General features: G+C 67.0%; 25 protein-coding genes. 6 read left to right on the top strand and 19 right to left on the bottom strand.

Going from position 1 to position 24,233, the window contains the following annotated elements; all coding sequences use genetic code 11:
* The first annotated feature begins 1 nt into the window (after position 1).
* Both JX001_RS13700 and JX001_RS13695 read left to right on the top strand, forming a co-directional pair.
* Positions 2-202, top strand: a complete 201-nt coding sequence (locus JX001_RS13700; RefSeq protein ID WP_017505325.1) for a hypothetical protein — start codon at positions 2-4, stop codon at positions 200-202.
* Entirely contained in the window at positions 190-465 is a 276-nt protein-coding gene (locus tag JX001_RS13695; RefSeq protein ID WP_017505326.1) for a type II toxin-antitoxin system RelE/ParE family toxin, read from the top strand. Before JX001_RS13700 ends, JX001_RS13695 begins: the two co-directional genes overlap by 13 nt.
* A gap of 3 nt (positions 466-468) precedes the next feature.
* On the opposite strand, the gene JX001_RS13690 is transcribed toward JX001_RS13695, so the two are convergent.
* Complete coding sequence (locus JX001_RS13690) at positions 469-1,158, bottom strand: murein L,D-transpeptidase catalytic domain family protein (protein ID WP_205681422.1); 690 nt, start codon at positions 1,156-1,158, stop codon at positions 469-471.
* 114 nt (positions 1,159-1,272) lie between these two features.
* Here JX001_RS13690 and JX001_RS13685 point away from each other — a divergent pair, with 114 nt between their 5' ends.
* Positions 1,273-2,598 (top strand): metal-dependent hydrolase family protein, encoded by a 1,326-nt coding sequence (locus JX001_RS13685; protein ID WP_205681421.1) that lies wholly within the window; start codon positions 1,273-1,275, stop codon positions 2,596-2,598.
* Here JX001_RS13685 and lpxK read toward each other — a convergent pair.
* From lpxK to JX001_RS13660, 5 genes are read right to left on the bottom strand one after another with little or no spacing between them, the layout of a single operon-like run.
* The gene (gene lpxK, locus JX001_RS13680) at positions 2,583-3,599 is read right to left on the bottom strand and encodes a tetraacyldisaccharide 4'-kinase (protein ID WP_205683198.1); all 1,017 of its coding nucleotides are present in this window, start codon (positions 3,597-3,599) and stop codon (positions 2,583-2,585) included. The two genes, JX001_RS13685 and lpxK, sit on opposite strands and share 16 nt — an antisense overlap.
* A complete protein-coding gene (locus JX001_RS13675) occupies positions 3,596-4,888 on the bottom strand; it encodes a 3-deoxy-D-manno-octulosonic acid transferase (RefSeq protein ID WP_205681420.1) in 1,293 nt (430 codons plus the stop codon). The genes lpxK and JX001_RS13675 overlap by 4 nt, the downstream gene beginning before the upstream one ends.
* Before the next feature lie 10 nt (positions 4,889-4,898).
* A complete protein-coding gene (locus tag JX001_RS13670) occupies positions 4,899-5,582 on the bottom strand; it encodes a lysophospholipid acyltransferase family protein (protein WP_205681419.1) in 684 nt (227 codons plus the stop codon).
* Complete coding sequence (locus tag JX001_RS13665) at positions 5,579-7,408, bottom strand: ABC transporter ATP-binding protein (RefSeq protein WP_205681418.1); 1,830 nt, start codon at positions 7,406-7,408, stop codon at positions 5,579-5,581. Before JX001_RS13665 ends, JX001_RS13670 begins: the two co-directional genes overlap by 4 nt.
* A 31-nt stretch (positions 7,409-7,439) precedes the next feature.
* Positions 7,440-7,961, bottom strand: a complete 522-nt coding sequence (locus JX001_RS13660; RefSeq protein WP_205681417.1) for a COG3650 family protein — start codon at positions 7,959-7,961, stop codon at positions 7,440-7,442.
* An 88-nt stretch (positions 7,962-8,049) separates the two neighbouring features.
* On the opposite strand from JX001_RS13660, the gene JX001_RS13655 reads away from it, so the two are divergent.
* Positions 8,050-8,715 (top strand): fused DSP-PTPase phosphatase/NAD kinase-like protein, encoded by a 666-nt coding sequence (locus tag JX001_RS13655; RefSeq protein ID WP_205681416.1) that lies wholly within the window; start codon positions 8,050-8,052, stop codon positions 8,713-8,715.
* A gap of 5 nt (positions 8,716-8,720) precedes the next feature.
* Here the strand turns inward: JX001_RS13655 and JX001_RS13650 are convergent, their stop codons facing one another.
* The 12 genes from JX001_RS13650 to folE form a co-directional block, all read right to left on the bottom strand.
* Positions 8,721-8,933 (bottom strand): hypothetical protein, encoded by a 213-nt coding sequence (locus tag JX001_RS13650; RefSeq protein ID WP_137721191.1) that lies wholly within the window; start codon positions 8,931-8,933, stop codon positions 8,721-8,723.
* A 77-nt stretch (positions 8,934-9,010) separates the two neighbouring features.
* The gene (locus tag JX001_RS13645) at positions 9,011-9,256 is read right to left on the bottom strand and encodes a DUF4170 domain-containing protein (RefSeq protein ID WP_205681415.1); all 246 of its coding nucleotides are present in this window, start codon (positions 9,254-9,256) and stop codon (positions 9,011-9,013) included.
* A 109-nt stretch (positions 9,257-9,365) separates the two neighbouring features.
* Complete coding sequence (locus tag JX001_RS13640; protein ID WP_205681414.1) at positions 9,366-10,163, bottom strand: 3'(2'),5'-bisphosphate nucleotidase CysQ; 798 nt, start codon at positions 10,161-10,163, stop codon at positions 9,366-9,368.
* Positions 10,160-11,515 (bottom strand): TldD/PmbA family protein, encoded by a 1,356-nt coding sequence (locus JX001_RS13635; protein ID WP_205681413.1) that lies wholly within the window; start codon positions 11,513-11,515, stop codon positions 10,160-10,162. Before JX001_RS13635 ends, JX001_RS13640 begins: the two co-directional genes overlap by 4 nt.
* A 54-nt stretch (positions 11,516-11,569) precedes the next feature.
* Complete coding sequence (locus JX001_RS13630; RefSeq protein WP_017505339.1) at positions 11,570-11,977, bottom strand: MAPEG family protein; 408 nt, start codon at positions 11,975-11,977, stop codon at positions 11,570-11,572.
* Positions 11,978-11,980: 3 nt separating this feature from the next.
* Positions 11,981-13,762, bottom strand: a complete 1,782-nt coding sequence (locus JX001_RS13625; protein ID WP_205681412.1) for a M14 family metallopeptidase — start codon at positions 13,760-13,762, stop codon at positions 11,981-11,983.
* Between the two features lie 108 nt (positions 13,763-13,870).
* The gene (locus JX001_RS13620; protein WP_205681411.1) at positions 13,871-15,400 is read right to left on the bottom strand and encodes a UbiD family decarboxylase; all 1,530 of its coding nucleotides are present in this window, start codon (positions 15,398-15,400) and stop codon (positions 13,871-13,873) included.
* 79 nt (positions 15,401-15,479) lie between these two features.
* Complete coding sequence (locus JX001_RS13615) at positions 15,480-16,322, bottom strand: aldo/keto reductase (RefSeq protein WP_205681410.1); 843 nt, start codon at positions 16,320-16,322, stop codon at positions 15,480-15,482.
* Positions 16,323-16,360: 38 nt separating this feature from the next.
* Positions 16,361-16,723 (bottom strand): MmcQ/YjbR family DNA-binding protein, encoded by a 363-nt coding sequence (locus JX001_RS13610; protein ID WP_205681409.1) that lies wholly within the window; start codon positions 16,721-16,723, stop codon positions 16,361-16,363.
* 24 nt (positions 16,724-16,747) lie between these two features.
* Complete coding sequence (locus tag JX001_RS13605) at positions 16,748-18,577, bottom strand: gamma-glutamyltransferase family protein (protein WP_205681408.1); 1,830 nt, start codon at positions 18,575-18,577, stop codon at positions 16,748-16,750.
* A 127-nt stretch (positions 18,578-18,704) separates the two neighbouring features.
* Positions 18,705-19,139, bottom strand: coding sequence for a biopolymer transporter ExbD (locus JX001_RS13600; protein WP_205681407.1), 435 nt, complete (start codon positions 19,137-19,139; stop codon positions 18,705-18,707).
* A 168-nt stretch (positions 19,140-19,307) separates the two neighbouring features.
* On the bottom strand, positions 19,308-19,922 hold the full coding sequence (folE, locus tag JX001_RS13595) for a GTP cyclohydrolase I FolE (RefSeq protein ID WP_137721200.1): 615 nt from the start codon (positions 19,920-19,922) through the stop codon (positions 19,308-19,310).
* A 128-nt stretch (positions 19,923-20,050) separates the two neighbouring features.
* Here folE and cysS point away from each other — a divergent pair, with 128 nt between their 5' ends.
* Complete coding sequence (cysS, locus tag JX001_RS13590; protein ID WP_205681406.1) at positions 20,051-21,502, top strand: cysteine--tRNA ligase; 1,452 nt, start codon at positions 20,051-20,053, stop codon at positions 21,500-21,502.
* 666 nt (positions 21,503-22,168) lie between these two features.
* On the opposite strand, the gene JX001_RS13585 is transcribed toward cysS, so the two are convergent.
* Positions 22,169-23,452, bottom strand: coding sequence for a lytic murein transglycosylase (locus JX001_RS13585; protein ID WP_066552112.1), 1,284 nt, complete (start codon positions 23,450-23,452; stop codon positions 22,169-22,171).
* Positions 23,453-23,924: 472 nt separating this feature from the next.
* Here JX001_RS13585 and ykgO point away from each other — a divergent pair, with 472 nt between their 5' ends.
* Positions 23,925-24,050: a type B 50S ribosomal protein L36 gene (ykgO, locus tag JX001_RS13580; protein ID WP_008263184.1), complete on the top strand. Its 126-nt coding sequence runs from the start codon at positions 23,925-23,927 to the stop codon at positions 24,048-24,050.
* Positions 24,051-24,233 lie beyond the last annotated feature (183 nt).

Raw genomic sequence — 24,233 nt, 5'->3', positions numbered from 1 at the left:
TATGGCGCATCCCGCATCCCACGATGAAGACGAAGAGCCCGGCATCTTCGACATCCCCGACGACGAGGCCGACGAGGCGGCGACGCTGCGCGGCCTTGCCGACATCGAGGCGGGACGGATCATCAGTCATGAGGCGATGAAGCGCTGGCTTCTGTCGTGGGGAGCGGACAATCCGCTCCCGCCGCCGAAATGCGGCGAGTAGTCTGGACCGAGCAAGCTCGGGAAGACCTGATCGCCATTCAATCCTATGTGCAGGGCTTCAGCCTTCCCGCTGCGATCCGTCTGGCCGTTCGTCTAATTGATCTGGCTGAAAGCCTGAACGCCTTTCCCGACCGTGGCAGGCAGATCAGGCATGGGCTTCGCGAGGCTGTTTCGATCCGCCCCTATGTGATCCGATACGCTATCCTGGCCGACGAAATCCGCATCATCACCATCCGCCACTCCGCCCGACGGCCCGAGCGCTAGGCCTTAGGCCGCTGCGAACAGCAGCCGGCCTTCGCCCATGCGTTCGCGCAACGCCGGCAGGTCGGTGTGAGCGACCGAGAAACAGCCGTAGCTGCGACCCAGCTTGCCTTCGCGCGCCAGGAAGTCGGGATCGGCGTAGTCGGCGCCGTGGATGATGATGGCCCGCTCGCGCGCCCTGTCGTTGGTGTATTCCAGCCCGTCCAGCAGCACGTTCGGCCCCTGTTGCGCGCCCCAGTTGGCGCCCGCCGTCGCATAGGCGCCGATCGAGGACATGTTGGAATCCGGCGTGTTGGAAAAGCGCTGGGCATAGCCGGTGTGGCTGGGATCCGATCCCCGGCCGTGGCAGGTGCGCAGCACCTTCACTTCACCCGCGATCAGGTCGACCTCATAGAGCCGCTCCTCGCCCGAAAACTTCTGGAAGTCGACCAAATACATCCGGTCACGCAGAGGCAGGCGGTGATGATGGGTGTCCAGCGCGGTCATGGCGCGCTCCATCAGGTCCTTGCGAACGTGACCACGCGGATCCAGCGGCGGCGTCACAGCGGAGGTCTGGACCGTGGGCAGACCGACCTGTGGCATGGCGATCGGAGTTCCGTTCTGAGCCGTCGTCAGCGGCGCCGTAGCGCTCGCGCTGGCGCATCCCGCCAGCATGGCCGATCCGCCCAGAATAAGTCCTCGTCTCGATAGCCGCATGCGACGCCCTCGTTGCGGTTGGTCTTGAGGCGTGTTTGTTTCAGGTGGTTACGGGCGAGGCAACCTGAGCCTTGTGGGGCATTTTTGCGGCCGACGCGTCGCGGGGAGAGATCGATGAAGCGTTTCGGAATCGCGCTGGCGGCGCTGATGGCGTCGGCGGTAAGCGCTCACGCCCAGCAAACCCCCGTGGCCACAGGCGTTTCGACGCAACCCAATACAACGTTCGTTGAAGCCGGAAGGTTGCTTGCGGATCCGTCGAACGGCGTTGTGCAGCGCGATAAAACTCTCGTGATCAGAGGGAACCAGGTCGTTGAAGTGCGCGACGGCTTCGTCGGCGACCCTTCTCAAGGCAAGGTCGTGGACCTGCGCCAGGCCTTTGTCCTGCCCGGTCTGATCGACAGCCACGTCCATTTGACCGGCCAGCAGAACCCCAATGCACGCCTCGAAGAGGTGACGCTTTCGGACGCGGACCAGGCGATGGTCGGCGCCCGCTATGCGCGTCGCACCCTGATGGCGGGCTTTACGACGGTGGCGGATTTGGGCGCCTCGAACCAGGCCATCTTCGCCCTGCGAAACGCCGTTCGGAATGGCGATGTGCCGGGACCGCGTATCATTGCGGCGGGGTCGTCGGTTTCGATCCACGGCGGGCATGGCGACATCAACGGCTATCGCGAGGACGTCATGCACCTGCTGTCGTCCGAAAGCATCTGCTCGGGACCTGAGGACTGCATGCGGGCCGTGCGCACCCAGGTTCGCGCCGGCGCCGACATCATCAAGATCACCGCGACGGGCGGTGTGCTGTCCAACACCGCCGCCGGCCTGAACCAGCAGTTCAGCGACGACGAACTGTCCGCCATCGTCGGCAGCGCCCACCGCATGGGCCGCCAGGTGACGGCGCATGCCCACGGGGTGGACGGCATCAACGCCTTCCTGCGGGCCGGCGGCGATTCCATCGAACATGGCACCTATCTGGACGATCAGTCGATCCGCCTGTTCAAGTCGAACGGCGCCTGGCTGATCCCGACGCTGCTGGCTGGCGATTTCGTGGCGCGCATCGCCTCCGGCCCCGACAACTTCTTCACCCCCGCCCAGACGGCCAAGGCGCTGGAGGCCGGTCCCAAAATGCTGGACATGGCGCGCCGCGCGCATGAGGGCGGGGTCAAGATCGCCTTCGGCACCGATTCGGGCGTCTCGGCCCACGGCGACAACGCCCAGGAGTTCGCGCTTCTGGTCCGCGCCGGCCTGAGCCCGCTTGAGGCCATCCAGGCCGCCACCGTCGGCGCCGCCGAACACCTGCGCATCGCCAATGAGGCCGGGAAGATCGCCGTAGGCATGCCCGCCGACATCGTCGCCGTCTCGGGCGATCCGCTGACGGACGTGACCGAGCTGGAGCGGATGAAGTTCGTGATGAAGTCCGGCGTCGTCTATCGCGCCGACTGAATCCTCTCGCGCAGGAAGGCGGCGAAAGCCGCCTCGTCCTCGAACCGGGCGACGACCGGCCAGGGGACGACGTCCTTGCGCTGCTCGGGCGTCAGCCGGACCCAGTCTTTCTCGGTCGTGACCAGGCCAGCGTCGAACACCGCCGCCCGGTCGGTCAGGAACGTCATGTTGGCGTCGCTATAGGCCGCGTGGTCGGGGAAGGGGACGAAGTCGACCAGGTCGCAGCCCGCCGCCTTCAGCGACCGCTCGACCTTCCAGGGCTTGGCGATGCCGGCGAACCCGACCTGGAGCCCCGACGGCGGCGGCCCCTCGGGCGTCAGGCGCGCGACGAAGACGGGCAGAGCGCCGAACACGGCCAGCAGTTCGGGATCGGGCTCTTCGACATCGGTCGGCAGCATGACAACCACGGCGTCGGCGCGCGCCAGCCCGGCCTTCAGCGGCTCGCGCATCGGGCCTGAAGGGAACACCGACCCCTCTCCAAACGGCCATTCGTCACCGCGCGTCTCGCCGTCCACGACGATCAGGCTGACGGTCTTTTTCAGCGCCGGGTTCTGATGGCCGTCGTCCAGCACCAGAGCCTGCGCTCCATCCGCGACGGCGGTCCTGGCGCCCGCCACGCGATCGCGCGCGATCCAGACCGGCGCCCCCTGCGCCAGCATCAGCGGCTCGTCCCCGACATCGTCGGCCGTATGGATTTGAGGATCGACCCGGACCGGCCCCTCCAGCCGCCCGCCATAGCCGCGCGACAGGCCTTGCGCCTCGACCCCCGTCGCGCGCAGCAGCCGCAGGGTTTCGCGCGCGACCGGCGTCTTGCCCGATCCGCCGACCGTCAGATTGCCGACCGAAATGATCGCGCAGCCGGGGTCGACCGGCGCCGTCTTGGCGATCCGACGCGCGGTCACGGCGGCCCAGATCCAGCCCAGTGGTTTCAGCGCCGTGCGCGTCATTCGGGCGTGGTTGCTGTCGCGCACATACCACCAGCGCGGCGTGTTCAGCTTCATCGCCGGCCCTGCCTCTGCGGCATCAGCGGTGACAGCAGCGCCCACAGTCGCTCCAACCCGCCTCCGGCCTCGACCGCTGCGCGACGCCCGCGTTCGCCCATGGCCTTGGCCGCGTTCAGATCTTCCAGCAGGGGTTCGATCACGCCGGGCAGGTCGGACGGCGCCTGAACCAGGGCCAGGCCCCCCGCCTCGACCAGGGCCGCAGTCACCGGCGCCCAGTTGGACGCATCCGGCCCCGTGATCGTCGGCTTGCCCAGCCGCGCGGGCTCCAGCGGATTGTGCCCGCCGACGGGGGGCAGGCCGATGGCGGGCGCAAACGAGCCCCCCATCACCACCACATCGGCGAGGCGCAGGAACAGACCCATCTCGTTCAGGGTGTCGGCCAGATAGATGTCGGTGTCCGGCGCGATCGTCTCGCCCCGCGAGCGCATGGCGAAGGCGTAGCCGTCGTGTTGAAGCGCCTGGGCGATGTGCGCCCCCCGCTCGGGATGACGTGGCGTCAGGATCAGGCAGACCCGTTCACTCAAATGGTCCAGCGCGCGCACGATGGCGATCTCTTCGCCCTCATGGGTGCTGGCGGCGACGATCACCGGCCGGTCGCCGATGGCGGCGCTCAAACGGCTGAAGGCGGCGGGGTCGTGGGGCAAGGCCTCGCCGGACAGTTTCAGATTCACCAGCCCGTCGATCCGCGCGCCCAGGCTCTCCAGCCGCTGGGCCGAGATCGCATCCTGCGGCAGGACTAGATCAAAGGCGCCGGTCAGCGCCTGCGCGGAGGCTGGAAACCGCGCCCAGCCCTCGACCGTCTTTTCGGTGATCCGCGCGCTGACCAGGGCCAGTTTCACGCCTCGCCGACGCGCCTCCAGCAAAAGATTGGGCCACAGTTCGCTTTCGACAAAGACCGCCAAACTGGGTCGCCAATGGTTCAGGAACCGCTCGACCACGCCCGGCGCATCGACCGGCGCATATTGGTGGATCACGCCTGCCGGCAGCCGTTCGGCCAGAATATGCGCCGAGGTCACGGTGCTGGAGGTGACCAGAACGGTCAGGTCGGGCCGCGCTTTCGTCAGCCGCTCGACCACGGGCAGCAGCGACAGGCTCTCGCCCACGCTGACGCCGTGCAGCCAGACCAGATCACCTTCGGGGCGCGGGGTGCGGGTGAAGCCCATCCGCTCGTCCACCCGCACCGGGTCTTCCTTGCCCCGCCTGGCGCGCGCATCCAGCAGGCGCGGGGCCAGCGGCTCCAGCGCGCGCGTCGCCAGCCGATAGGCGATCAGCGGCAGCGGCGTCACGGCTGCATCCTCACGGCTTCAGGCCCGTGATCGCATCGGCCCGCGCCTCGACGGCGTTCAGCCGCGCGGTCCAATCGGCCACGACATCGGCCATGTTGGCCTCGGCGGGGAAGTCGGTGCGGTCCCAGACGATCGCGCCCTTGCCGAAGGGCAGAGGCAGAATGGCCCGGTCCCAGCTCTTCAGCCGGATCGCCGGATTGCACGACATGCCGATGAAAAGGGCGGGCGCCTTGGACAATTTCGCCATCAGCGGCAGGCCCTCGGCCATGACGTTCGCCGGGCCGCGCGGCCCATCGGGCGTAATCGCCAGGGCGCCGACCTTCAGTTGTTTCAGTCCGTCACGCAGAGCCTGAGCCCCGCCCTTGGCGGCTGCGGCCTTGTCCTTGTTGGCTGACGATCCACGCACGGCGGGGAAGCCTTGACGCGCCACGGCCTTGGCGATGAACTCGCCGTCTGCGGATAGCGAGATCAGGGCCTTGGCCGGTTGCGCCCGGTCCAGCGGCCAGCACGCGGGCGCCAGGCCGATGCGAGAATGCCAGAAGACACACAGAACGCCGCCCCCTTGGTCCCAGACCTTTTCCGCGACCGCCTGGTTCTCGTGGGTCCAACGGATGGTCTTGATGCAGAACCGCATCCACTGCGCCAGGGTCCAGGCCAGGGCGGACTGGACGACGGGATTGCGAAACGGCCTCACGCGACGGTCTCGACCGTGGCCGGGGCGCCGTCCAGCGACTGCTGGCGCGCCAGCCGGGAATAGAGGCCGCCTCTGGCGACCAGGGCGTCGTGCGCGCCTTCCTCGACCACGCGGCCGGCCTCGATCACATAGATGCGGTCGGCGTTCCGGACGGTGGACAGGCGGTGGGCGATCATCAGGGTGGCGCGGCCCTGCATCAGCCGCTCCAGCGCCGCCTGGACCAGGGCCTCGCTCTCGGTGTCCAGGGCGCTGGTGGCCTCGTCCAGCAGCAGGATCGGCGCATCCTTGACGAAGGCGCGGGCGATGGCGATCCGCTGGCGCTGGCCGCCCGACAGGCGCAGACCCGCCTCGCCCGCGCGTGTGTCGTAGCCTTGCGGCAGGGCGGTGATGAAGTCGTGGGCGGCGGCGGACCGCGCGGCGTCCTCGATCTGCGCCTGCGTCGCGCCCGGCCGGCCGTAGGCGATGTTGGCGGCGATGGTGTCGTCGAACAGGAAGGGCTCCTGCGTCACCAGGGCGATGTGGTCGCGCAGGTCATGGATGCGAAGCGCGCGCACGTCTGCGCCGTTGATCGTCACCGCCCCGCCCGTCACATCATAGAAGCGCGGCAGCAGGCTCAGGATCGTGCTCTTGCCGCCGCCCGACGGCCCGACCAGCGCCACCGTCTCGCCCGGCGCGACCCGCAAGGACACCCCGTCCAGCGTCGGCGCATCGGTCCCGGCGTAGGCGAAGGACACCTTGTCCAGCACGACCTCCACCGGCCCGGCGGCCAGGGGCGCGGCGTCGGCCGCCTCACGGATTTCCGGCTGAATGTCCAGGGCCCCGAACAGGCGCCGCGCGGCGGTGAAGCCCTCGCTCATAACGGTGGCCAGGTTGGTCACCTGGCGCAGAGCCTGGCCGGCGGCCAGCAGCATGCCGATGAAGGCGGCGAACCCGCCCACCGTCATGTCGCCCGACTGCGCACGCCATCCGGCGTAGGCCATGACGGCGGCGACGACGATATAGGCGACCAGATCGCTGGACGGACCGGCGAAGGCGCGGGCGTTGGCGCCCTTGATGACGTGGCGCTGGCGGCGCGCGACCACCTCGGCGACGCGGTCTTGTTCGGCGGCCTCGCGGTTCTCGATCTTGATCAGGCGAACCCCGTCCAGGTTCTCCATCAGGGCGGTGGACAGGTTCTCGGTCTCAGCCATGGCGCCGACGGCAGCCTTGCGCGTCTTGCGCCCGAAGCGGCGCAGCACCAGCGCCACCAGCGGCACGCCCAGCAGCACGACGATCGTCAGCTGCCAGTCGATGAAACCCATGTAGATCAGGACCGCGATCAGGGTCAGAAGGTTCTGGGTGTAGTTGACCACGCCCGAGGTGAAGGCCTCGCGCACCATATTGGCGTCGAACAGCACCGAGGAGACGAAGCCGCCCGAGTGCTGACTGCGTAGGCGCGCCAGATCGGCGCGGATCATGGCCCCGAACAGACGAATCTGGATGTCGCCGACGATGGTGTGTCCCAGCCGGTTGACCAGGGCCGCCTGACCCAGCGCGGCGAGGGTTCGCGCAATGGCGACGGTCAGAATGGCGACCGGAATCCAGACGACGGCTTTGTCGGCCGGAAAGGTCACGAGGCCGAACAGGCTGATCGGCCTGGTCCCACCAAGGAACAGACCGTTGACGGCCGGCTCCAGCAGCTTCAGCAGCGCCGCCGTCAGCAGACCCGTCGTCGCCGCGCACAGGACCGACAGGATCAACGATCCCGTGTGCTTGGACAGATAGTCGCGCCAAATCCGCGCCAGCAGGGCGCGGAGCGGCATGGTTTCGGAGGCGGCGACGGTCATCGGCTCTCGGTCGTCCGAGCCGCCGTTCAAGTCAAGGCTTGTCCGGCGACGGTTCCAGCGCACGGCCCGGCTCGTCGGCGCGGATCAGGGTTTCGCCGGGCGCTTCCTGGATCCTTACCGCGGGCGGAACCGTCGGATTGGACGCGTATCGACGCCCGTCGAACGGCACAGCGACCTCATAGCCTTCGGTGATTCCGCCGCCCGCGACATAGACGCCCAGATCCCGTCGGCCATGGGTTTGTCGCTCCAGCAGCCGGATCGGCGCGCGCGCGACGCTGATCTCGCCGACCGAGCGATAGGTCGCGCCGGTGCGGTCCAGCACCAGCAGTCGGCATCCGCCGGAGCCGCACCAGTTCGGCCCGGTCAGATAGACCAGCGTCATCGCCCCGTCCGGCGTGATCGCGGCCGTATAGCGGGTGGTGTCCAGCGCCTCCGTGGCCCGGTCACGCAGATAGGCGATCAGGGCGGGGTCTTCGGGCGGCGGCGTTTGGGCGGCGGACGCGCCGGCCCACAGGCTGGCGGCGACGACGGCGGCTGCGGCCAGGGTTCTCATCGGGCTGTTCTCCGGTCTCGACAAACATTCCAACGCATCAGGATCGAGATCGGATGACGCGGCGGCGTCGGATCGCTATCTGGCGGGCATGGCGCGCTTCGACCTCTCGACCGCGATGGGCCGTTTTCGGGCGCATTGGCATTATTTCTGGGCCGACCACGCGTTTCTACGCGTGGCCTTTTCCAACGCCCACTGGCTGGGCCCGGATCTGGTGCGCACCAATCAGCCGTCGCCGCGCCAGCTGGCCTATTGGAAGTCTAAGGGCGTCAAGACGGTCATCAATCTGCGCGGCGAGCGGGACGAGGGCTATTACTGGCTGGAGAAGGACGCTTGCGAGCGGCTGGGCCTGACCCTGATCGACGCGCCGCTGGACTCGCGCGATCCGCCCGAGACCGTGCGCATCCACCGCGCGCGCGAGCTGTTCAGGACGATCCAGTATCCGGTGCTGATCCACTGCAAGTCCGGCGCCGATCGGGCGGGGATGATGGCGGTCTTCTATCGCCACTTCCACCTGGGCGAGCCGATCTCGGTCGCCATGAAGCAGCTCTCCAAGAAATATCTGCACTCGCGCGAGGGGCTGACCGGCGTGCTGGACTATACGCTGGAAAAATACGTCGACGAGATCGAGCCGAAGGGCGTCAGCTTTATCGACTGGGTCGACAGCCCCGACTACGACCCCAAGGCCATCCGCGCCGAGTTCAAGGCCGGCTGGTGGGGCACGCTGCTGACCGACAAGCTGCTGCGGCGGGAGTAGGGGCTTCAGCCCCAAGGGCCGGTTTTCGGCTCGTCTCCGGCTTCGCCGTTCGCGCGCGCCTCGGCAGCCAGTTCGGCGTCGCGACGGGCCTTGCGGTCGGCCTCCCACCGTTTGAACCAGCGGGCGTAGTCGATGTGGCCGCGCAGCGAAAAGCTGAACAGCGCCAGCACGGCCAGCAGGCTGACCAGTTGGAAGATCTGTTGCGGTTCCAGGTTCATCGTCGTCCTCGCCTACAGATCGGAACGTCGGATCGAGGAGCCGGTTCGGCCCCTCGATGTCGCACTCAGTCCTCGGTTCAGGTCGCGTCGCCGCGCGGATCGATCAGCTTGTGGGCGTGCAGGATGAAATAGCGCATGTGGGCGTTGTCCACGGTCGCCTGAGCGCGCGCCTTCCAGGCCTTCTTGGCTTCGTCATAGCTGCCGAAGGCGCCGACGAACTCGACCTGCGACAGGTCGCGGAAGGTCGGCTCGCCCAGGTGACGAAGCTCGCCGCCGATCACGATGTGCAGAAGTTGCGGCGGGACGGCGTTCTGATCGGTCATCGGAAATCCTGAAGGCTGGGCCGGAGGGCTTTGGGGGAGGGAGGTTTGCGCGCGGCATAGGCCGAGAACGCCCTCGGATCAATGTGGGCCGGGTTTTTCCGCCCTCGCCTTAGGTCGAAAGCGGCACGTTTTTACAGCGCCGCACGATCATCGGCTGGATGATCGGCGCCGCGCAGACCAGGCTAGTCTGACGCGGATCGGGCCGGTTGAACGCCCACGGCCGTCCGTGGTGATCGCTGACCCTGGCGCCGGCTTCGGTCGCGATCAGCCAGCCCGCAGCGACGTCCCAGTCCCATTTCGGCGTCAGGGCCAGGGCGGCGTCGAAAGCGCCGGCGGCGACCAGCGCCATTCGATAGGCCAGGGCGTTGCGCTTTTCGAAACGCATCGACGGCCAGGGTTCGTCGGCGAAATAGGGCGCTTCGATCAGTCGCGCATCGCCCAGGATCGAGGCGTCCTCCAGCGTATCGACATCTGAGGCGTGGATGGGTTTGCCGTTGCGCCGCGCCCCGCCGCCACGCGTCGCCACATAGGTCTCGTCCACCTCAGGCGCATGGATGACGGCGGCGACGACCTCGCCGTCCTCGACGACGGCGATGGGCACGCACCACCACGACGTCCGCTTCATATAGGCGACGGTGCCGTCGATGGGATCGACCACGAAGATGCGTCGTTTCGATAGACGCTCGGCCGTATCCGCCGTCTCTTCCGACAGCCAGCCATAGTCGGGCCGCGCCGACAGCAGCCTGTCCTTCAGCATGGCGTCGACCTTCAGGTCGCCGCTGGTGACGGGCGAACCGCCGACCTTGGACTCGATCTTCAGCCCCGCCTCACGCTCGGCGATGGCCAGCGCCCCGGCGTCGATGGCCGCCTGGCGGATCAGGTCGAGGTCGGCGTGCAAGTCGATCATTTGCCCGCGATGGCCACCGCATCGAACATCAGGCTGGGCACATTGAACCCGCCCCGGAACTCCAAGTCCGAACCGCGCTGGATGCGCAGATAGAGGTCGGTCAGCTTGCCCGCGACCGTGACCTCGCTGACCGGATAGGCGATCACGCCGTTCTCGAACCAGAAGCCCGACACCCCGGCGGACCAGTCGCCGGTGTTGCCGTTCAGCGACGGGCCGAACATCGACGTCACCAACAGGCCGGTGTCGGCATCCGCCATCAGGCCCGCCAGATCCCGCTCGCCCGGCTCCATATGCAGATTGTGGGTCGAGACGCCGGATGGCCCGGCCAGCCCCCGCGACGCATGGCCGGTGCTTTCCAGGCCCAGTTGCCTGGCCGAGGCGCTGTTCAACAGCCAGGTGGTCAGGACGCCGTCGTCGAACAGGGCGCGCTTCTGAACCGCTACGCCTTCGTCGTCGAATGGGGTCGATCCCATGCCGCGCGGGCGGAACGGATCGTCGATCAGGGTGACGCCCTCGGCGAACACGCGCTGACCCATGCGGTCCTTCAGGAAGGAGGTGCCGCGCGCGATCGACGGGCCGGAAATGGCGCCGATGGCCGGCGACACGATCTGGCCCGCCATCCGGTTGTCGAAGATCACGGGCGCGGTGGTCGAGGCGATCTTGCGCGGGCCGACGCGGGCGACCGCGCGCTCGCCGGCGGTGCGCCCGATCAGGTCGGCGCCCGGCAGGTCGGACAGGTGTCGGGTCGAACGGCTCTCGCCGCCGCGCTCCATCGCGCCATCCTTTTCGGCGATGACGCCGACGCCCAGCGAGAAGGCCGACCCTTCATAGGCGCCGTCGAACCCGTGAGAGGTCACCAGCCGCCAGCGGCTGGACGACCAGCCCGCGTGTCCGCCTTCCGACCGCGCCACGCCGGGGACCGCCAAGGCCGCCGCCTCGGCCTCGGCCGAGACCTGTTCCAGAGTTTCTGCGGTGCGTTCGCTCGGATCGAACAGGTCAAGATCGATGAACGGCCCCCGCGCCAGCCGATCTTCGGGTGCGAAACCCGCGTGGGGATCTTCCGGCGCCAGCCGCGCCATGGCCACCGCCCGCTCGACCAAGCGCGCCTGGGTCGCGGGCGAGAGATCCGAGGCCGAGACCGACGCCTGCCTTTGGCCCACGAACACGCGCAGGCCCAGGTCGCGCGATTCCTCGCGTTCGACGTCTTCCAGCTTGCCGTTGCGCACCCCGACCGACAGGGATCGGCGATCAGCGCTGACCGCCTCTGCGGCGTCGGCGCCGGCCTTCAGCGCAGCCTTGACGATGTCGTTGAGAAGATCGGTGGAAACGGGCGCGGCCAGGGTTTCAGTCATGCCCCGATATGGCTGACGCCCCGCTGCACCGCAACCTGCTGCACCGCAACCGCGTCAGACGACGGCGAAGGCGATCAGGCCCACAGCCGCCGTCAGCAGCGCCACCCAGGTCAGCAGCATGCCGACGACGCGACCCAGCGACGGCCCGGTCTGCAGCAAAAGGCCCAGAGCATGGGCGACCCGGCCGACGAACAGCGTCGCGCCGACCCCGTGAACCATCCAGGCCGGCGCGCCGACGGCGGCCAGCAGCAGCATGGCGATCATGCCGGGCGTCGCATATTCGACCAGATTGCCGAAGGCGCGGCTGGCGGCCATCAGATCCGCGTTTCCGCCGTCGCCGAACGACACCATATGTTTTCGCCGCCCGCTGACCACGATGCCCGACAAGACCAGCATCATCAGGATCAGCAGGCCGCTCCACAGGGCGGCGGCCTGGACGGCGTACATCAGCGGCGTGGTCATCGATCAGTCCTCACGGCCGACGGGGTAGAGCAGATAGTGGTCGTCATAGAAGGGCGTGCGTTCGTAGAACCAGGCCAGACGCGCCTGCGGATCCGCGGCGAACGTGGCGTCGGCCGCCACCTTGGCCTCGAACTCGCCCTTCAACACCGGGTCCGCCGCCATCATCTTGTCCGCCAGCGGCGCGATGGCGTAGGCCTCAATATATTCGACGCGGCTCATCACCTCGGGGAACATGCCCCAGGCGAAGAAGCTCTCGCTGGATTGCGGCTCCAGCAGCAGCACGACGATGTCGCCCAGCGGCTGGTCGGTCGGCACGCGCACCGAGCCGGTCGGATACGTCCAGTCGCGCTTTTCGACCTCCACCGTCTTCACCGAAGCCTGCACGTGACCTTCGTTGGCGCGGGTCGCCAGCTTGGGTTCGACCAGGCGCAGCATCGACAGGTTCACTGTGCGCGCAGCCTCGACCGTCTCCATTTCAATCCCGTGCGTCTTAAGCCGCTCGATGATGTCGGTACGATAGCCCGGCACCCAATAGGCCGTCGGCCGCGTCAGGGTCAGCGTCGGCTTTGAACCGTAGAACGGCATCTGCCACAGTTCGGGATCGGGGCGGCCCAGCCAGCGGATCTCCTTCCGGCCCGAGGCGGGACTGTCGTACATCTCGTACAGCATACCCTTGAACGGGCGCGTGGACGACGGCGTCTCGTCGGCCTCGAAGTTGGCGGGGATCTGCGCCGGACGCAGGGCCTTGTCCTGATCCGTCGCGGCGCGAAGACCAGCGCCCTGATCGGCCAGCAGACGCATCGCCTCCTCGATGAAGACATAGGCGCCCAGCACTCGTTGTTCGTGCGGTTTCAGGCTGTGGTTCTCGATCAGGATCGTCGGCACATGGGCGGCCGCGCCCCAGCCGTTGGAAAACCGCTCGCCCAGACCGCCGTCCGACAGGCCCTTCTTGGGTTCGTCGTCGTCGATGCCGAACACCAGTTCGCCGGGGATATGGCCCTCGCGTTCCAGCGCGGCGTTCATCGCCGGCTTGAAGACCGAATCCAGCCAGGCCGAGCCGTTCGGCGACCGGCTGAAGGTCCCGTCCTCGCCGTTGAAGCCGTAGGTGACGTCGTACTGATAATCCATGCCGTCGGTGACGTGGACATCCACATACAGATCCGGCCGGTATTTCAGGATCAGGCCGCGCACGGCCCGCATCTCGGGCTGGTCCAGCTTCAGATAGTCGCGGTTCAGGTTCTGGTTGGTCGCCGTATTGCGCCAGCCCTGGATGCGCGGGCCCCGCTGGTTCGGTCGGGAATAGGGGCCGGAGCGCTCATGGCCGTCCACACTCAGGATCGGGATCAGGATCAGGGTGACCCGGTCCAGCAGGGCGTCCTTCCCATAGAAGGCGATGTCGCGCAGCAGCATCATGCCCGCGTCCTTGCCGTCGATCTCGCCGGGGTGGATGCCGGCCTGGATCATCAGCACCGGCTTGGCGGGACCGAACGTCGCGCCATCCTTGGAGGCGATCACCGCATAGATGGGCCGGCCCTCGGGCGAGACGCCGAACTGTTCGATGCGGATCAGGTCGCTGGCGGCGTCCAGGCGATCGAACCAGGCGCGGGTGTCGACATAGTTGGGGCTGAAGTCGTGGCCCGGATCGGCCTCGAACGCCGTGACCCAAGGATCAGACGCATCGCGCAGCAGCGCCTTGGACGCACCGTCCCAGGCGGGGGCGGGCGGCAGGAAGGCCTGATCCCACGGCGCTGCATTCGGAACGGAGGCGGACGGGGTCTGGGACATCACGGAACTCGCGGACAACAGAAAAACAGCGGCAGTGGTCAGAAGGACGCGTTGCATGCCCTGTTCCTCAACTATGCATCCAGTCGGCGCAAGACCGCAGCAGCGGTCCTACTTCCAGATCGGTGTTCCGTCACCCGGCAGGCCGAGACGGCCCCATAGCTCGGTGACTCGCTCGACGACCGCCTCGTCCATCCGAATCTCCTCGCCCCATTCGCGCTTGGTCTCGGGCGGCCATTTGTCGGTGGCGTCCAGGCCGATCTTGGAGCCCAGGCCGCTCTCGGGGCTGGCGAAGTCCAGATAGTCGATGGGCGTCGACTCGATCACGGTGATGTCGCGCGCCGGGTCCATCTTGGTCGAGATGGCCCACATGACGTCCTTCCAGTCGCGGGCGTCGATGTCGTCGTCCACGACGATGACCCATTTGGTGTACATGAACTGGCGCAGATAGCTCCAGACGCCCAGCATCACCCGCTTGGCGTGGCCCGGATAGGCCTTCTTCATCGACACCACGGCGATCCGGTAGCTGCAGCCCTCGGGCGGCAGCCAGAAGTCCGTGATCTCCGGAAACTGCTGGCGCAGCAGGGGAATGAACACCTCGTTCAGCGCCTCGCCCAACACGCTCGGCTCGTCCGGCGGCCGGCCGGTGAAGGTGGTCAGATAGATGGGGTCGCGGCGCATGGTGATGGCGCTGACCTTGAAGACCGGGAACTTCTCGACCGAGTTGTAATAGCCGGTGTGGTCGCCGTACGGGCCTTCGTCCTCGAACTCGTCCAGCAGGACATGGCCCTCCAGCACGATCTCGGCCTGTGCCGGCACCATCAGCGGCACGGTCTTGCACGGGACCAACTCGGCCTTGGCGCCCCTCATCAGGCCTGCGAACTGATATTCCGACAGGGTGTCCGGCACCGGCGTCACCGCCGCCAGGATCGTGCCGGGATCGGCGCCCAACACGACGGCGCAGGGCAGGGGCTCCTTGGGGCGAGCCTTCTTGTGCCGGGCATAGTGTTGCGCCCCGCCCCGATGCGCCAGCCAGCGCATGATGGCCTTGTCCTTGCCCAGCACCTGCATCCGGTAGATGCCCAGGTTGAAGTCGTCCTCGCGGTCGTCCGATGGCCCCTTGGTCACGACTAGGCCCCAGGTGATCAGCGGCGCGGGCTCGCCAGGCCAGCACGACTGGACGGGCAGGGCGGTCAGGTCGATCTGGTCGCCCTTCAGCACCACCTCCTGCACCGGCGCCTTCTTCACCGTCTTGGGCCGCATCGACAGGACGGTCTGCATCAGCGGCAGCATCTCCATCGCGTCGCCCAGACCGCGCGGCGGCGTCGGATTGCGCAGGAAGGCCAGCAGTTCGCCGACCTCGCGCAATTCGCCCGCCGTCGTCCGGTCCTTGCCTTCCAGCGTCACCCCCATGGCGACTCGTTTCACTGTGCCGAACAGATTGGCCAGGCAGGGGATGGGGCTGATCGTGCCGTCCGGCATCACCGGCTTTTCGAACAGCACCGCCGGTCCGCCGTTCCTCAGCAGCCGGGTCTGGATCTCGGTCATCTCCAGCACGGTGGAGACGGGTTCGGACACCCGCACCAGCTCGCCCTTGGCTTCCAGCTGGTCGATGAAGTCACGCAGGGATTTGTAGGCCATGTCTTCGCCTAAAGGGCGGAGGCGGAACTGTCACGCGGCGTTCGCTCGCACGGACCGTCCCGTCTCGTCATAGCCGTTGTCAGGCGGCCGTCTTGTCCCATTCGAACGCCGGATCCAGCCAGTCGCCCAGCCGTTCGCCGCGATCCAGGGCGTCCATCCGTTGCATCTCCTCGTCCGTCAGGGCGAAGTCGAAGATGTCGAAGTTCTCTCGCGCGCGGCTTTCCTTGGTCGTGCGCGGTATGGCGATGATCCCGTGCTGGATCAGCCAGCGCAGGGTGATCTGGCCGTTGGTCTTGCCATGCCCCTTGGCCAACTCGCTGATGGTGGCGTCGTCGGCGATCTTGCCTTGCGCCAGCGGCGACCAGGCGGTGATCGACGACCCCAGCTCGGCCGCCGTCGCCACCAGCTGATCGACGGCCAGGTAGGGGTGATGCTCGACCTGATCGGTCAGCAGCCGCGCCTTGGACAGGCCTTGCGCCTGGCGGAACTCCTTGGAGGGGAAGTTGGACAGGCCGATCGACTTGGTCAGGCCTTGGTCCTTGGCCTCGTTCAGGGCGCCCAGCGTCTCTTCGAACGTCGGCGTCGTCTTGGGCCAGTGCAGCAGCAGCAGGTCCGGCGTCGTGCCCAGGCTGTCGGCCGATTCCCTGGCCTGTTTCAGCAAGGCGTCGTGGGTGAAATGTTCGACCCAGATCTTGGTGGTCAGGAAGATGTCCTCGCGCGCCACGCCGGAGTCCCGGATGCCTTCGCCGACCGCCTTCTCGTTCTTGTAGATCCAGGCCGTATCGATGTGGCGGTATCCGATCCGCAGCGCCTCAGCGACCATGCGCCGCGCATCGTCCGGCTCCAGCTGCCAGGTGCCGAAGCCGAGCAGGGGGATTTCGATACCATCAACGGTGATCGTGGGTTGGTCGCCGTATGCCATGCGCGTCTCCTTGGGCTGTGTCCGCTTGATGGGCGTAGTTAGGCGCCCGATTCCGCTCCGATAAGGTCTGGATGCGCCTTGGACAGCTTTTTCGGCGCGATCCGACGCCATCGCTTCTCAAGCGCCGCCCTCAGCCAGACGGGATCGACGCTGGCGATGCGCGCCAGGACGATGGGATGGTCGCGATAGTGGTCGGTGAAATGAAAGGTCGCCGGGTCCATTTCGATCAGCAGTTCGCGCTCATCCAGATTGTCCAGATGCACCACGATGCTGTCGTCCAGCGCCGGGCGCATCCAGGTGAAGAACTTGCCCGCCACCTTGAACGACGGCTCGCCATAGGACACGCCGTCCTCCACGCCGGGAAACGACAGCAGAAGGGCGCGGAGGTCGTCGTGGGTCATCGCTCGGTCAACCTTAGGCCAATTTCAATAAGCCAGCGCGATCCCGTCCTTGCGCATCTCGGTCGCCGCGCCATAGGTCCAGCGCCCGCCGGGGTTCATCTGTTTCATGACGTTCTGATAGCCGCCGAAGCCGCCGTCGGGTTCGCCCAAGGTCCAACCCATCGCGCGCAGCTGGGCCTTGGTCGCCTCGGGTACGCCGCTTTCCAGATGCAGCACGCCGGTCCCTTCCTGCGGCTGGCCGGTCGGTTCGGACGAGCCATAGTGTTGCCAGCGTGGGGCGTCGCCCGCCGCCTGGGGCTCCAACCCGTAATCGACCATGTTGATGATGATCTGGGCCTGGCCCTGGGGCTGCATGGCGCCGCCCATGACGCCGAACGCCATCCACGGCTCCCCGTCCTTGACCGCAAAGCCGGGAATGATCGTCTGGAACGGACGCTTGCCGGGCGTATAGATGTTGGGGTGGCCGTCGGTCAGGGCGAACAGTTCGCCTCGGTCCTGGAACATGAAGCCCAGCGGTTCGGAGCCGTTGTCGGGCGCCAGGCCCGAGCCCATGCCGCGATAGTTGGACTGAATCCAGCTGACCATCATCCCATCCGCGTCGGCGACGCTGAAATAGGTGGTGTCGCCGTGGTGCGGCGCGTCGCCCGGCATGACGCGGTCCATCACCCGATCCGGCCGGATCAGCTTGGCCCGCTCGGCCGCATAGGCCTTGGAGTTCAGCCATTCGACCGGCGTCTTGGAGAATCGGTCGTCGGCGAACCAGCGCGCCCGGTCCTCGAACGCCAGCCGCTTGGCCTCGGCCTGGACGTGCAGCGAGGCGGCGGACTGGAAGCCCATGGATTTCAGGTCGAACTGTTCGCAGATGTTCAGGATCTGGTTGGTGCTCAGCCCCTGGGTGTTCGGACCCAGGCCGAACACGTCCACGCCGCGATAGTTGGTTCGGATCGGCTCGACCCATTCGGTATGATGGGCGGCCAGGTCGGCGCGGGTCATCCAGCCGCCGATCCGCTTGAAATAGGCCTCGATCTGGTCGGCGATGGGACCGTTGTAGAAGGCGTCGCGCCCGCCCTCCGCGATCATCCGCAGGGTCTTTCCCAGATAGGGATTGGCGAAGACCTCGCCCACCTTCGGCGTCGCGCCGCTCGCGGCCCAGATGCGCTTTCGGTTCTCGTTTTCCTCGATCGGGATCTGGCCCCGATCAAACGAAGCCATGTTGCGTTCCAGATAGTAGGCGATGACCTGGGGCACGGGCACGCCCTGCTCGCACAGCTCAGCGACGGGCAGCAGCACCTCTTTCCAAGGCAGTTTCCCATACCGCTGGTGCGCGCTCCACCAGGCGTCCACCGTGCCCGGCACATTGACCGTCACCGCGCCATAGCGGGGCAGATAGCCGTCGATGGCCTTGGATCGCGCGATCTCCAGGCTGAGGCCCCGCGGACTGGCGCCCGATCCGTTCAGCCCGACGACCTTCTTCTGTTTGGGGTCCCACAGCATGCAATAGGCGTCGCCGCCGATGCCGTTGGCGACCGGCTCCAGAAAGCCCAGGGCCGCATTGATGGCGATGGCCGCATCGATGGCCGATCCGCCGCGCCGCAAGGTGTCGATGCCGATCAGACTGGCCGCCGGATGCGCCGTCGCCGCCGCCCCATTCGCGCCCCAGACGGTCGAGCGCCCCATGAACTTCGGTCCCGAAATCCGATCGCCGATGCCGACGCCGGCATAGGGGTCGCTCAGGCGAGCCGACGCAGGGGCCGCCTCGGTAGGCTTGGCGGCGGGAGAAGCCTGCCGGGCCTGGGCTGCGGTCGCCGCCAGCGCACCGGCGGGCAGGGCGGACAGGAAGGTGCGACGACGCATGGGCGAACTCCTCGAACAACCGATGCGGCATCAAGGGTGCAGCCGGTCGATCCGGCAAGCCTTGCGGCAAAGGAAAAGGCCGCGTCCCTTTCGGAACGCGGCCCAAATCCTGGAAATGACGAAGGTCCTATTCGATGTCTTCGTTCAGCAGGCCGACCTTGAAGAAACCATTCTCCTGCATCTTGTTCATGACTTCCATGAACTGCGAGTACTTCACTTCCGGCTGGGCGCGGACGAAGACGCGCTCTTCCTGGCAGGCGCCGCCGCCCAGGGCGGTGCAGACGTCAGTGGCGAGATTGTCGATCGAGGTTTGCTTGTCCGACAGGAACAGCTGACCGTTTTCCTGGATGGTGATGTACACCGGCTCCTTCTCGGGCTTGTCCGGTGACGGCGGCTGTGCGGGCGGCAGGTCCAGACGGATCGAGACGGTCGCCATCGGCGCGGCGACCATGAAGATGATCATGAGCACCAGCAGAATGTCGATGAACGGCGTGATGTTGATATCCGCCGTCTGTTCGATCGTGTGCTTGTCCCCACCGGAACCGCCGATCTTCGCAGCCATGCTCGTCTCCGTTACTCGCCGGCTGCGTTCCGCGCCGACATTTCCCTATGGATCGCCCGAAGGCTTGATCGGTTCTTGGCGTCCCGATGCGGGCTTGTAAAGCGGTTCTAAACGATCTGCCGTTCCCGAACGTCAATTATACGCGACAGAGGGACGACGGTTCGGCGTTCAGGCCTTGGCCAGCTTCAAAAAACGGTCCGCCAGGGCAGGATCGTCCTTGAAGGCGCCGGTGAAGCGGGTCGTGATGGTCGAAACGTGCCGATGATGCACGCCGCGCGTGGTCATGCACTGATGCTCGGCGTCCACCAGCACCGCCACCCCGCGCGGCTGCAGGTGCGATTCGATGGCGTCGATGATGTCGTTGGTCAGGGTTTCCTGGTTCTGCAGGCGCCGCGCATAGATCTCGACGACCCGCGCCAGCTTGGAGATGCCGACCACCTTCTCGCCCGGCAGATAGGCGACATAGGCCTTGCCCAGGAAGGGGGCCAGGTGGTGCTCGCAGTGGCTCTCCACCTCGATGTCGCGCAGGATGACCATGTCGTCATAGCCGGTCACGTCCTCGAAGGTGCGGCTCAGTTCCTTGCCCGCATCGGCGTCATAGCCGTCGAACCATTCGCCATAGGCGTCCACCACCCGCTTGGGCGTGTCGATCAGGCCCGGACGGTTCGGATTGTCGCCGGCCCAGGCGATGAGGGTCCGCACGGCCTCCAGCGCCTGTTCGCGCGAGGGGCGTTGCACGGTTTCGTCGCTGACAAGGACGGGCTTGGCGGGGGTGACGCTCATGAACTCGATTTCCGGCCGGGGCGGGCGGGTCGCCCGGTTTACCTTCTACAATCCGTCGGGACTGTATATCAGGCCGCTATATGGGACAGACCGTCCGTCCCGCAAGAAAACCCGCTAAAGACTGATCCATGCCGCTGCACATCCACGACACCCTGCGCCGTGAAAAGCGCCTGTTCGAGCCCCGGAACAAGGATCGTGTGACCCTCTATGTCTGCGGCCCCACGGTCTATGACTACGCCCATATCGGCAATGCGCGTCCGCCGGTGGTGTTCGATGTCCTGGTGCGGCTGCTGCGCCGGACCTACGGCGCGGACAAGGTCATGTACGCTCGCAACGTCACCGACGTGGACGACAAGATCAATCAGAAGGCCGCGCGCGAAGGCGTGCCGATCGGCGAGGTCACGGCCCGCTACGAGGCCGCCTATCTGGCCGACATGGGCCTGCTGAACGTCTCGCCGCCCGATATCGCGCCCCACGTCACCGACTACATCCCGGCCATCGTCGATCAGATCCAGGCCATCGTCGACGCCGGCTGCGCCTATGCGGCCGAAGGCCACGTGCTGTTCGACGTCTTGTCCTACAAGGCCTACGGCGCCCTGTCGGGTCGGAACCTGGACGACATGATTGCCGGCGCCCGCGTCGAGGTCGCGCCCTATAAGAAGAACCCGCACGACTTCGTCCTGTGGAAGCCGTCCAAGGCGGATGAGCCGTCCTGGCCGTCGCCGTGGGGCGAGGGGCGCCCCGGCTGGCACATTGAATGCTCGGCCATGATCGAACAGGCTTTAGGCCTGCCCATCGACATTCATGGCGGCGGCATCGACCTGGTGTTCCCCCACCATGAAAACGAGATCGCCCAGGGCGTCTGCGCCCACGGCCATGCCCACGGCGAGGCCGCGCACGACGAATACGCCCGCTACTGGATGCACAACGGCTTCCTGACCGTGGACGCCGAGAAGATGTCCAAGTCGATCGGCAACGTCCTGCTGCTGCACGACCTGGTCCAGGCCATGCCGGGCGAGGTCGTTCGCTGGGCCCTGCTCAGCGCCCACTACCGCCAGCCTCTGGACTGGAACCAGGGGCTGCTGGAGCAGAGCCGCAAGAACCTGGACCGGCTGTATGGCGTCCTGCGCGACGCCGATGCGGCCCTGACCGACTTCGACGAGGCCACGCTGGACGAGGCCGAGATGGAGCTGGCCGAGAACGCTCAGGATCCGGTGTTGGACGCGCTTGAGGACGACCTCAACACGCCGGGCGCCATCGCCCAGCTGTTCGGGCTGGGCAACGCCCTGCGCGAGCTGCTGAACGACGCCGAGGCCGATATCAACGATGTCGCCATGGCCCGCTGGAGCTTGAAGGAAGCGGCTGGGCTGCTCGGCGTTCTGTCGCTGACACCGGACGCCTGGTTCGAGGGCGGCGATCCCGCCCTAAAGGCCGAAGTCGAAGCTCTGCTGGAGCAACGCGCCGCCGCTCGCGCCGCAAAGGACTGGCCCGAGGCCGACCGCATCCGCGACCGCCTGAACGCCCTGAACGTCGTCGTCATGGACGGCCCCGACGGCGCCACCTGGCGCGTGAAGGGCTGAGATCAACCGTCTCCTCCCCGCAGCGCGGGGAGGGGGACCGCGAAGCGGTGGAGGGGCTCTTGACGTCCCACAGAGGTCGGGGATGCGCGAAGAGCCCCTCCGTCTCTCCGCTGCGCTTCGAGCCACCTCCCCATGACATGGGGAGGAGACGATGCTCAGCCATCGCAATGACGCTGGCCCCTCCCAAACGATTTCAACCTCTTGCCGAAATATCTGCCCCTTCTCCCATCTAAGGGGTCAAACGGCCCCATAATACATCCGTCTCGTCGCATGGAGGGCTCGTAAGGCCTGCGACCTTGCGGCGGCGAGAGCGGATGGAACGGGGGCGGTGGTGAAATCCCATCGCGGCGCCGGGGCTGATCGGTCGGGGAATCGCCCCGGCGTCCGCAGTCGCGTCACAGGGTCGAGGGGGATACTCGGCCGCACCGGGGATCGGGGATCGCTGCTCCGACCCGCCCGTCGCAGGCTTATGGGGTTAGGCGATAAGACCGCCACCGCTCGGCGCCCCGAGCTTGCAGGCCAACCCCCCGCGCGGAGCGTCACACCCTTCGTCGAAACGGTAATCTCTAATCACACTCCGGGCGAAGGCCCGGCGCTCCGCCCAGCCCTCCATCCCTCCGCCCGGCAAAAAGGCAGGAGCGCCGAATCATGCCCGGATTTACGCCCTCAGTTCGTCCGGCGGATCAGTTCGTCCGCCAGCGCCGGCGTCAGATAGCCGTCGGCGATCCGGTTGTTGGCGATCTGCCAGCGACGAAGGGCCGCGCGGGTGTTGGAGCCGATCACCCCATCGACGCCCTGGGTATCGTAACCCAGCTGCGTCAGGGCGCGCTGCGCCCCGATGCGCTGGTCGCGCGTCATCGACGGGTCGTTGGGCCAGGCCTTCGTCAGCCCCGGCTTGCCCATGATCCCGTCCGCCGTCAGGCCGATGGCCAGGGCGTAGGACACCGAGTTGTTGTAGCGGCGGATCACATAGTGGTTCGGCAGGGCCAGGAAGGCCGGACCGTTCGCGCCCTGAGGCAGCAGGATGGTCGCCTCTTCCAGCGCCTCTGCGCCGTTCGGCGTGCCGCCTTGCGCCAGGCGCACGCCCTTGGCCGCCCAATAGGCCCAGTTGTGTTTCGGGCCTTCCGCCTCGGCATAGTCGAAGCCGGAGGGCAGGGTGACTTCATACCCCCAGCCCTGACCGCGTTTCCACCCGGCCTGGGCCAGCAGGTTGGCGGCGGACGCCAGGGCGTCGGCATCGTCGCGCCAGATGTCGACCTTGCCGTCGCCGTCCTGATCCACGCCAAGGCGCAGATAGTTGTCGGGCATGAACTGGGTCTGGCCCATGGCCCCGGCCCAGCTGCCCTTCAGACCCGCACGCTCGCGCCGGCCGTCCACGACGATGTCCAGCGCGTCCTTCAGCTGCCCCTCGGCCCAATCGCGCCTGCGACCGTCATAGGCCAGGGTCGCCAGCGAGCGGATCACGTCATAGTCGCCCTGCACCTGACCGAATGCGCTCTCCTGGGCCCACACGCCGACCAGGATCTCGCTGGGCACGCCGAATCGCTGAACCACCGACCACGGCACCCGGTCGATGCGCTGTTTGGCCTGCGCGATTCGCACGGGGGTCACCGCGTTCTGCACATAGGCGCCGGCGGGTTTGGAGAATTCAGGCTGGTTGCGATCCAGGCGGATCACCGTCGGATCGGGCGTCAGGCCCTCCAGTTCCCGGGCGTAGTCCGCGCGGCGGGCGCCGCCCTTGCGCGCGAGGAACCCCTGTTTCCAGCCCTCGAAACCCTGCTGGTCATAGGCGGCCAACGGCGGCGTCTGGGGGGCGGGGGCCGGCGTCGTGACCGGTGCGCCCGCCTGCGGCTGGGGTTGCGGTGTGGGCAGATTCACCTGTGGCTCGGGCAGCATGGGCGCGCAGGCCGAGACGCAGCCGATCAGGAGAAGACGGTAGGAAAAGCGCATGAGATTCAAACTAAAGCCCCCGGGGTCAGACACGAAATGACATCCGCGCGAACGGCCATTTCGACGCCCTAAAGCGCGCGCCGCGCGAATGTGTTGCCTCGCCGTTCCCCGCTCGGGTGTAAGGCGCGCTGTTAACCACCTTTGTATTGGACGCCTTAGACGTGTGTGTCGTAATGACGCACCAGCTCTGACGGCCTGATGGCGGAGCGGCGACGCGGCGGGCGTGCAACCCCGTAAACCCTCCGTTCGACTCGGAGGTCAGGCCTCCAAAGTTTTCTGAGCGTGCTATCGCCCTTCGGGCTGCTTGAGCACATGAGGGGAAGCAGCTCGCAGAGCAGACGGGGACTGGGTTTTCTGCGGTTTTGGGCTTTGGCGGCTTGACCTTCCGAACCCCTCTCTCTATACGACCGCCTCCGCCGCGATCCGACCGGGTCAGCGGCTTTCTTATTGGTTTCTTTCAGGACGTCCGACCATGAAGGTCCGTAGCTCGCTCAAGTCGCTGAAGACCCGCCACCGCGACTGCAAGGTCGTGCGTCGCAAGGGCGTCGTCTTCGTCATCAACAAGACCGACCCGCGCTTCAAGGCGAAGCAGGGCTAAGCAGCGTTCGCTGCGCGCTGCTTCGGCGGCGTGCGCACGCTGGGTCGCGCTCAAGCAGCCCGAAGGGGCGATAGCGCGCTTGAAAGATGACGATCCACAGGCTGCGGATTTCTGTCCGCGGCCTTTTTCGTGTTCGCGGTTGTCGCGCGCCTGTCCGCAGGGTTAGCGTCCGCGCCTGATTTC

The sequence above is a fragment of the Brevundimonas fontaquae genome, assembly GCF_017086445.1.
GTDB classification, from domain to species: domain Bacteria; phylum Pseudomonadota; class Alphaproteobacteria; order Caulobacterales; family Caulobacteraceae; genus Brevundimonas; species Brevundimonas fontaquae.
This window is presented reverse-complemented; position numbering and strand designations above follow the sequence as displayed.

Coding starts and splice junctions, on each gene's coding strand:
- JX001_RS13700 (WP_017505325.1), top strand. CDS start 2: ATGGCGCATCCCGCATCCCACGATGAAGACGAAGAGCCCGGCATCTTC.
- JX001_RS13695 (WP_017505326.1), top strand. CDS start 190: ATGCGGCGAGTAGTCTGGACCGAGCAAGCTCGGGAAGACCTGATCGCC.
- JX001_RS13690 (WP_205681422.1), bottom strand. CDS start 1,158: ATGCGGCTATCGAGACGAGGACTTATTCTGGGCGGATCGGCCATGCTG.
- JX001_RS13685 (WP_205681421.1), top strand. CDS start 1,273: ATGAAGCGTTTCGGAATCGCGCTGGCGGCGCTGATGGCGTCGGCGGTA.
- lpxK (WP_205683198.1), bottom strand. CDS start 3,599: ATGAAGCTGAACACGCCGCGCTGGTGGTATGTGCGCGACAGCAACCAC.
- JX001_RS13665 (WP_205681418.1), bottom strand. CDS start 7,408: ATGACCGTCGCCGCCTCCGAAACCATGCCGCTCCGCGCCCTGCTGGCG.
- JX001_RS13660 (WP_205681417.1), bottom strand. CDS start 7,961: ATGAGAACCCTGGCCGCAGCCGCCGTCGTCGCCGCCAGCCTGTGGGCC.
- JX001_RS13655 (WP_205681416.1), top strand. CDS start 8,050: ATGGCGCGCTTCGACCTCTCGACCGCGATGGGCCGTTTTCGGGCGCAT.
- JX001_RS13650 (WP_137721191.1), bottom strand. CDS start 8,933: ATGAACCTGGAACCGCAACAGATCTTCCAACTGGTCAGCCTGCTGGCC.
- JX001_RS13645 (WP_205681415.1), bottom strand. CDS start 9,256: ATGACCGATCAGAACGCCGTCCCGCCGCAACTTCTGCACATCGTGATC.
- JX001_RS13640 (WP_205681414.1), bottom strand. CDS start 10,163: ATGATCGACTTGCACGCCGACCTCGACCTGATCCGCCAGGCGGCCATC.
- JX001_RS13635 (WP_205681413.1), bottom strand. CDS start 11,515: ATGACTGAAACCCTGGCCGCGCCCGTTTCCACCGATCTTCTCAACGAC.
- JX001_RS13630 (WP_017505339.1), bottom strand. CDS start 11,977: ATGACCACGCCGCTGATGTACGCCGTCCAGGCCGCCGCCCTGTGGAGC.
- JX001_RS13625 (WP_205681412.1), bottom strand. CDS start 13,762: ATGTCCCAGACCCCGTCCGCCTCCGTTCCGAATGCAGCGCCGTGGGAT.
- JX001_RS13620 (WP_205681411.1), bottom strand. CDS start 15,400: ATGGCCTACAAATCCCTGCGTGACTTCATCGACCAGCTGGAAGCCAAG.
- JX001_RS13615 (WP_205681410.1), bottom strand. CDS start 16,322: ATGGCATACGGCGACCAACCCACGATCACCGTTGATGGTATCGAAATC.
- JX001_RS13610 (WP_205681409.1), bottom strand. CDS start 16,723: ATGACCCACGACGACCTCCGCGCCCTTCTGCTGTCGTTTCCCGGCGTG.
- JX001_RS13605 (WP_205681408.1), bottom strand. CDS start 18,577: ATGCGTCGTCGCACCTTCCTGTCCGCCCTGCCCGCCGGTGCGCTGGCG.
- JX001_RS13600 (WP_205681407.1), bottom strand. CDS start 19,139: ATGGCTGCGAAGATCGGCGGTTCCGGTGGGGACAAGCACACGATCGAA.
- folE (WP_137721200.1), bottom strand. CDS start 19,922: ATGAGCGTCACCCCCGCCAAGCCCGTCCTTGTCAGCGACGAAACCGTG.
- cysS (WP_205681406.1), top strand. CDS start 20,051: ATGCCGCTGCACATCCACGACACCCTGCGCCGTGAAAAGCGCCTGTTC.
- JX001_RS13585 (WP_066552112.1), bottom strand. CDS start 23,452: ATGCGCTTTTCCTACCGTCTTCTCCTGATCGGCTGCGTCTCGGCCTGC.
- ykgO (WP_008263184.1), top strand. CDS start 23,925: ATGAAGGTCCGTAGCTCGCTCAAGTCGCTGAAGACCCGCCACCGCGAC.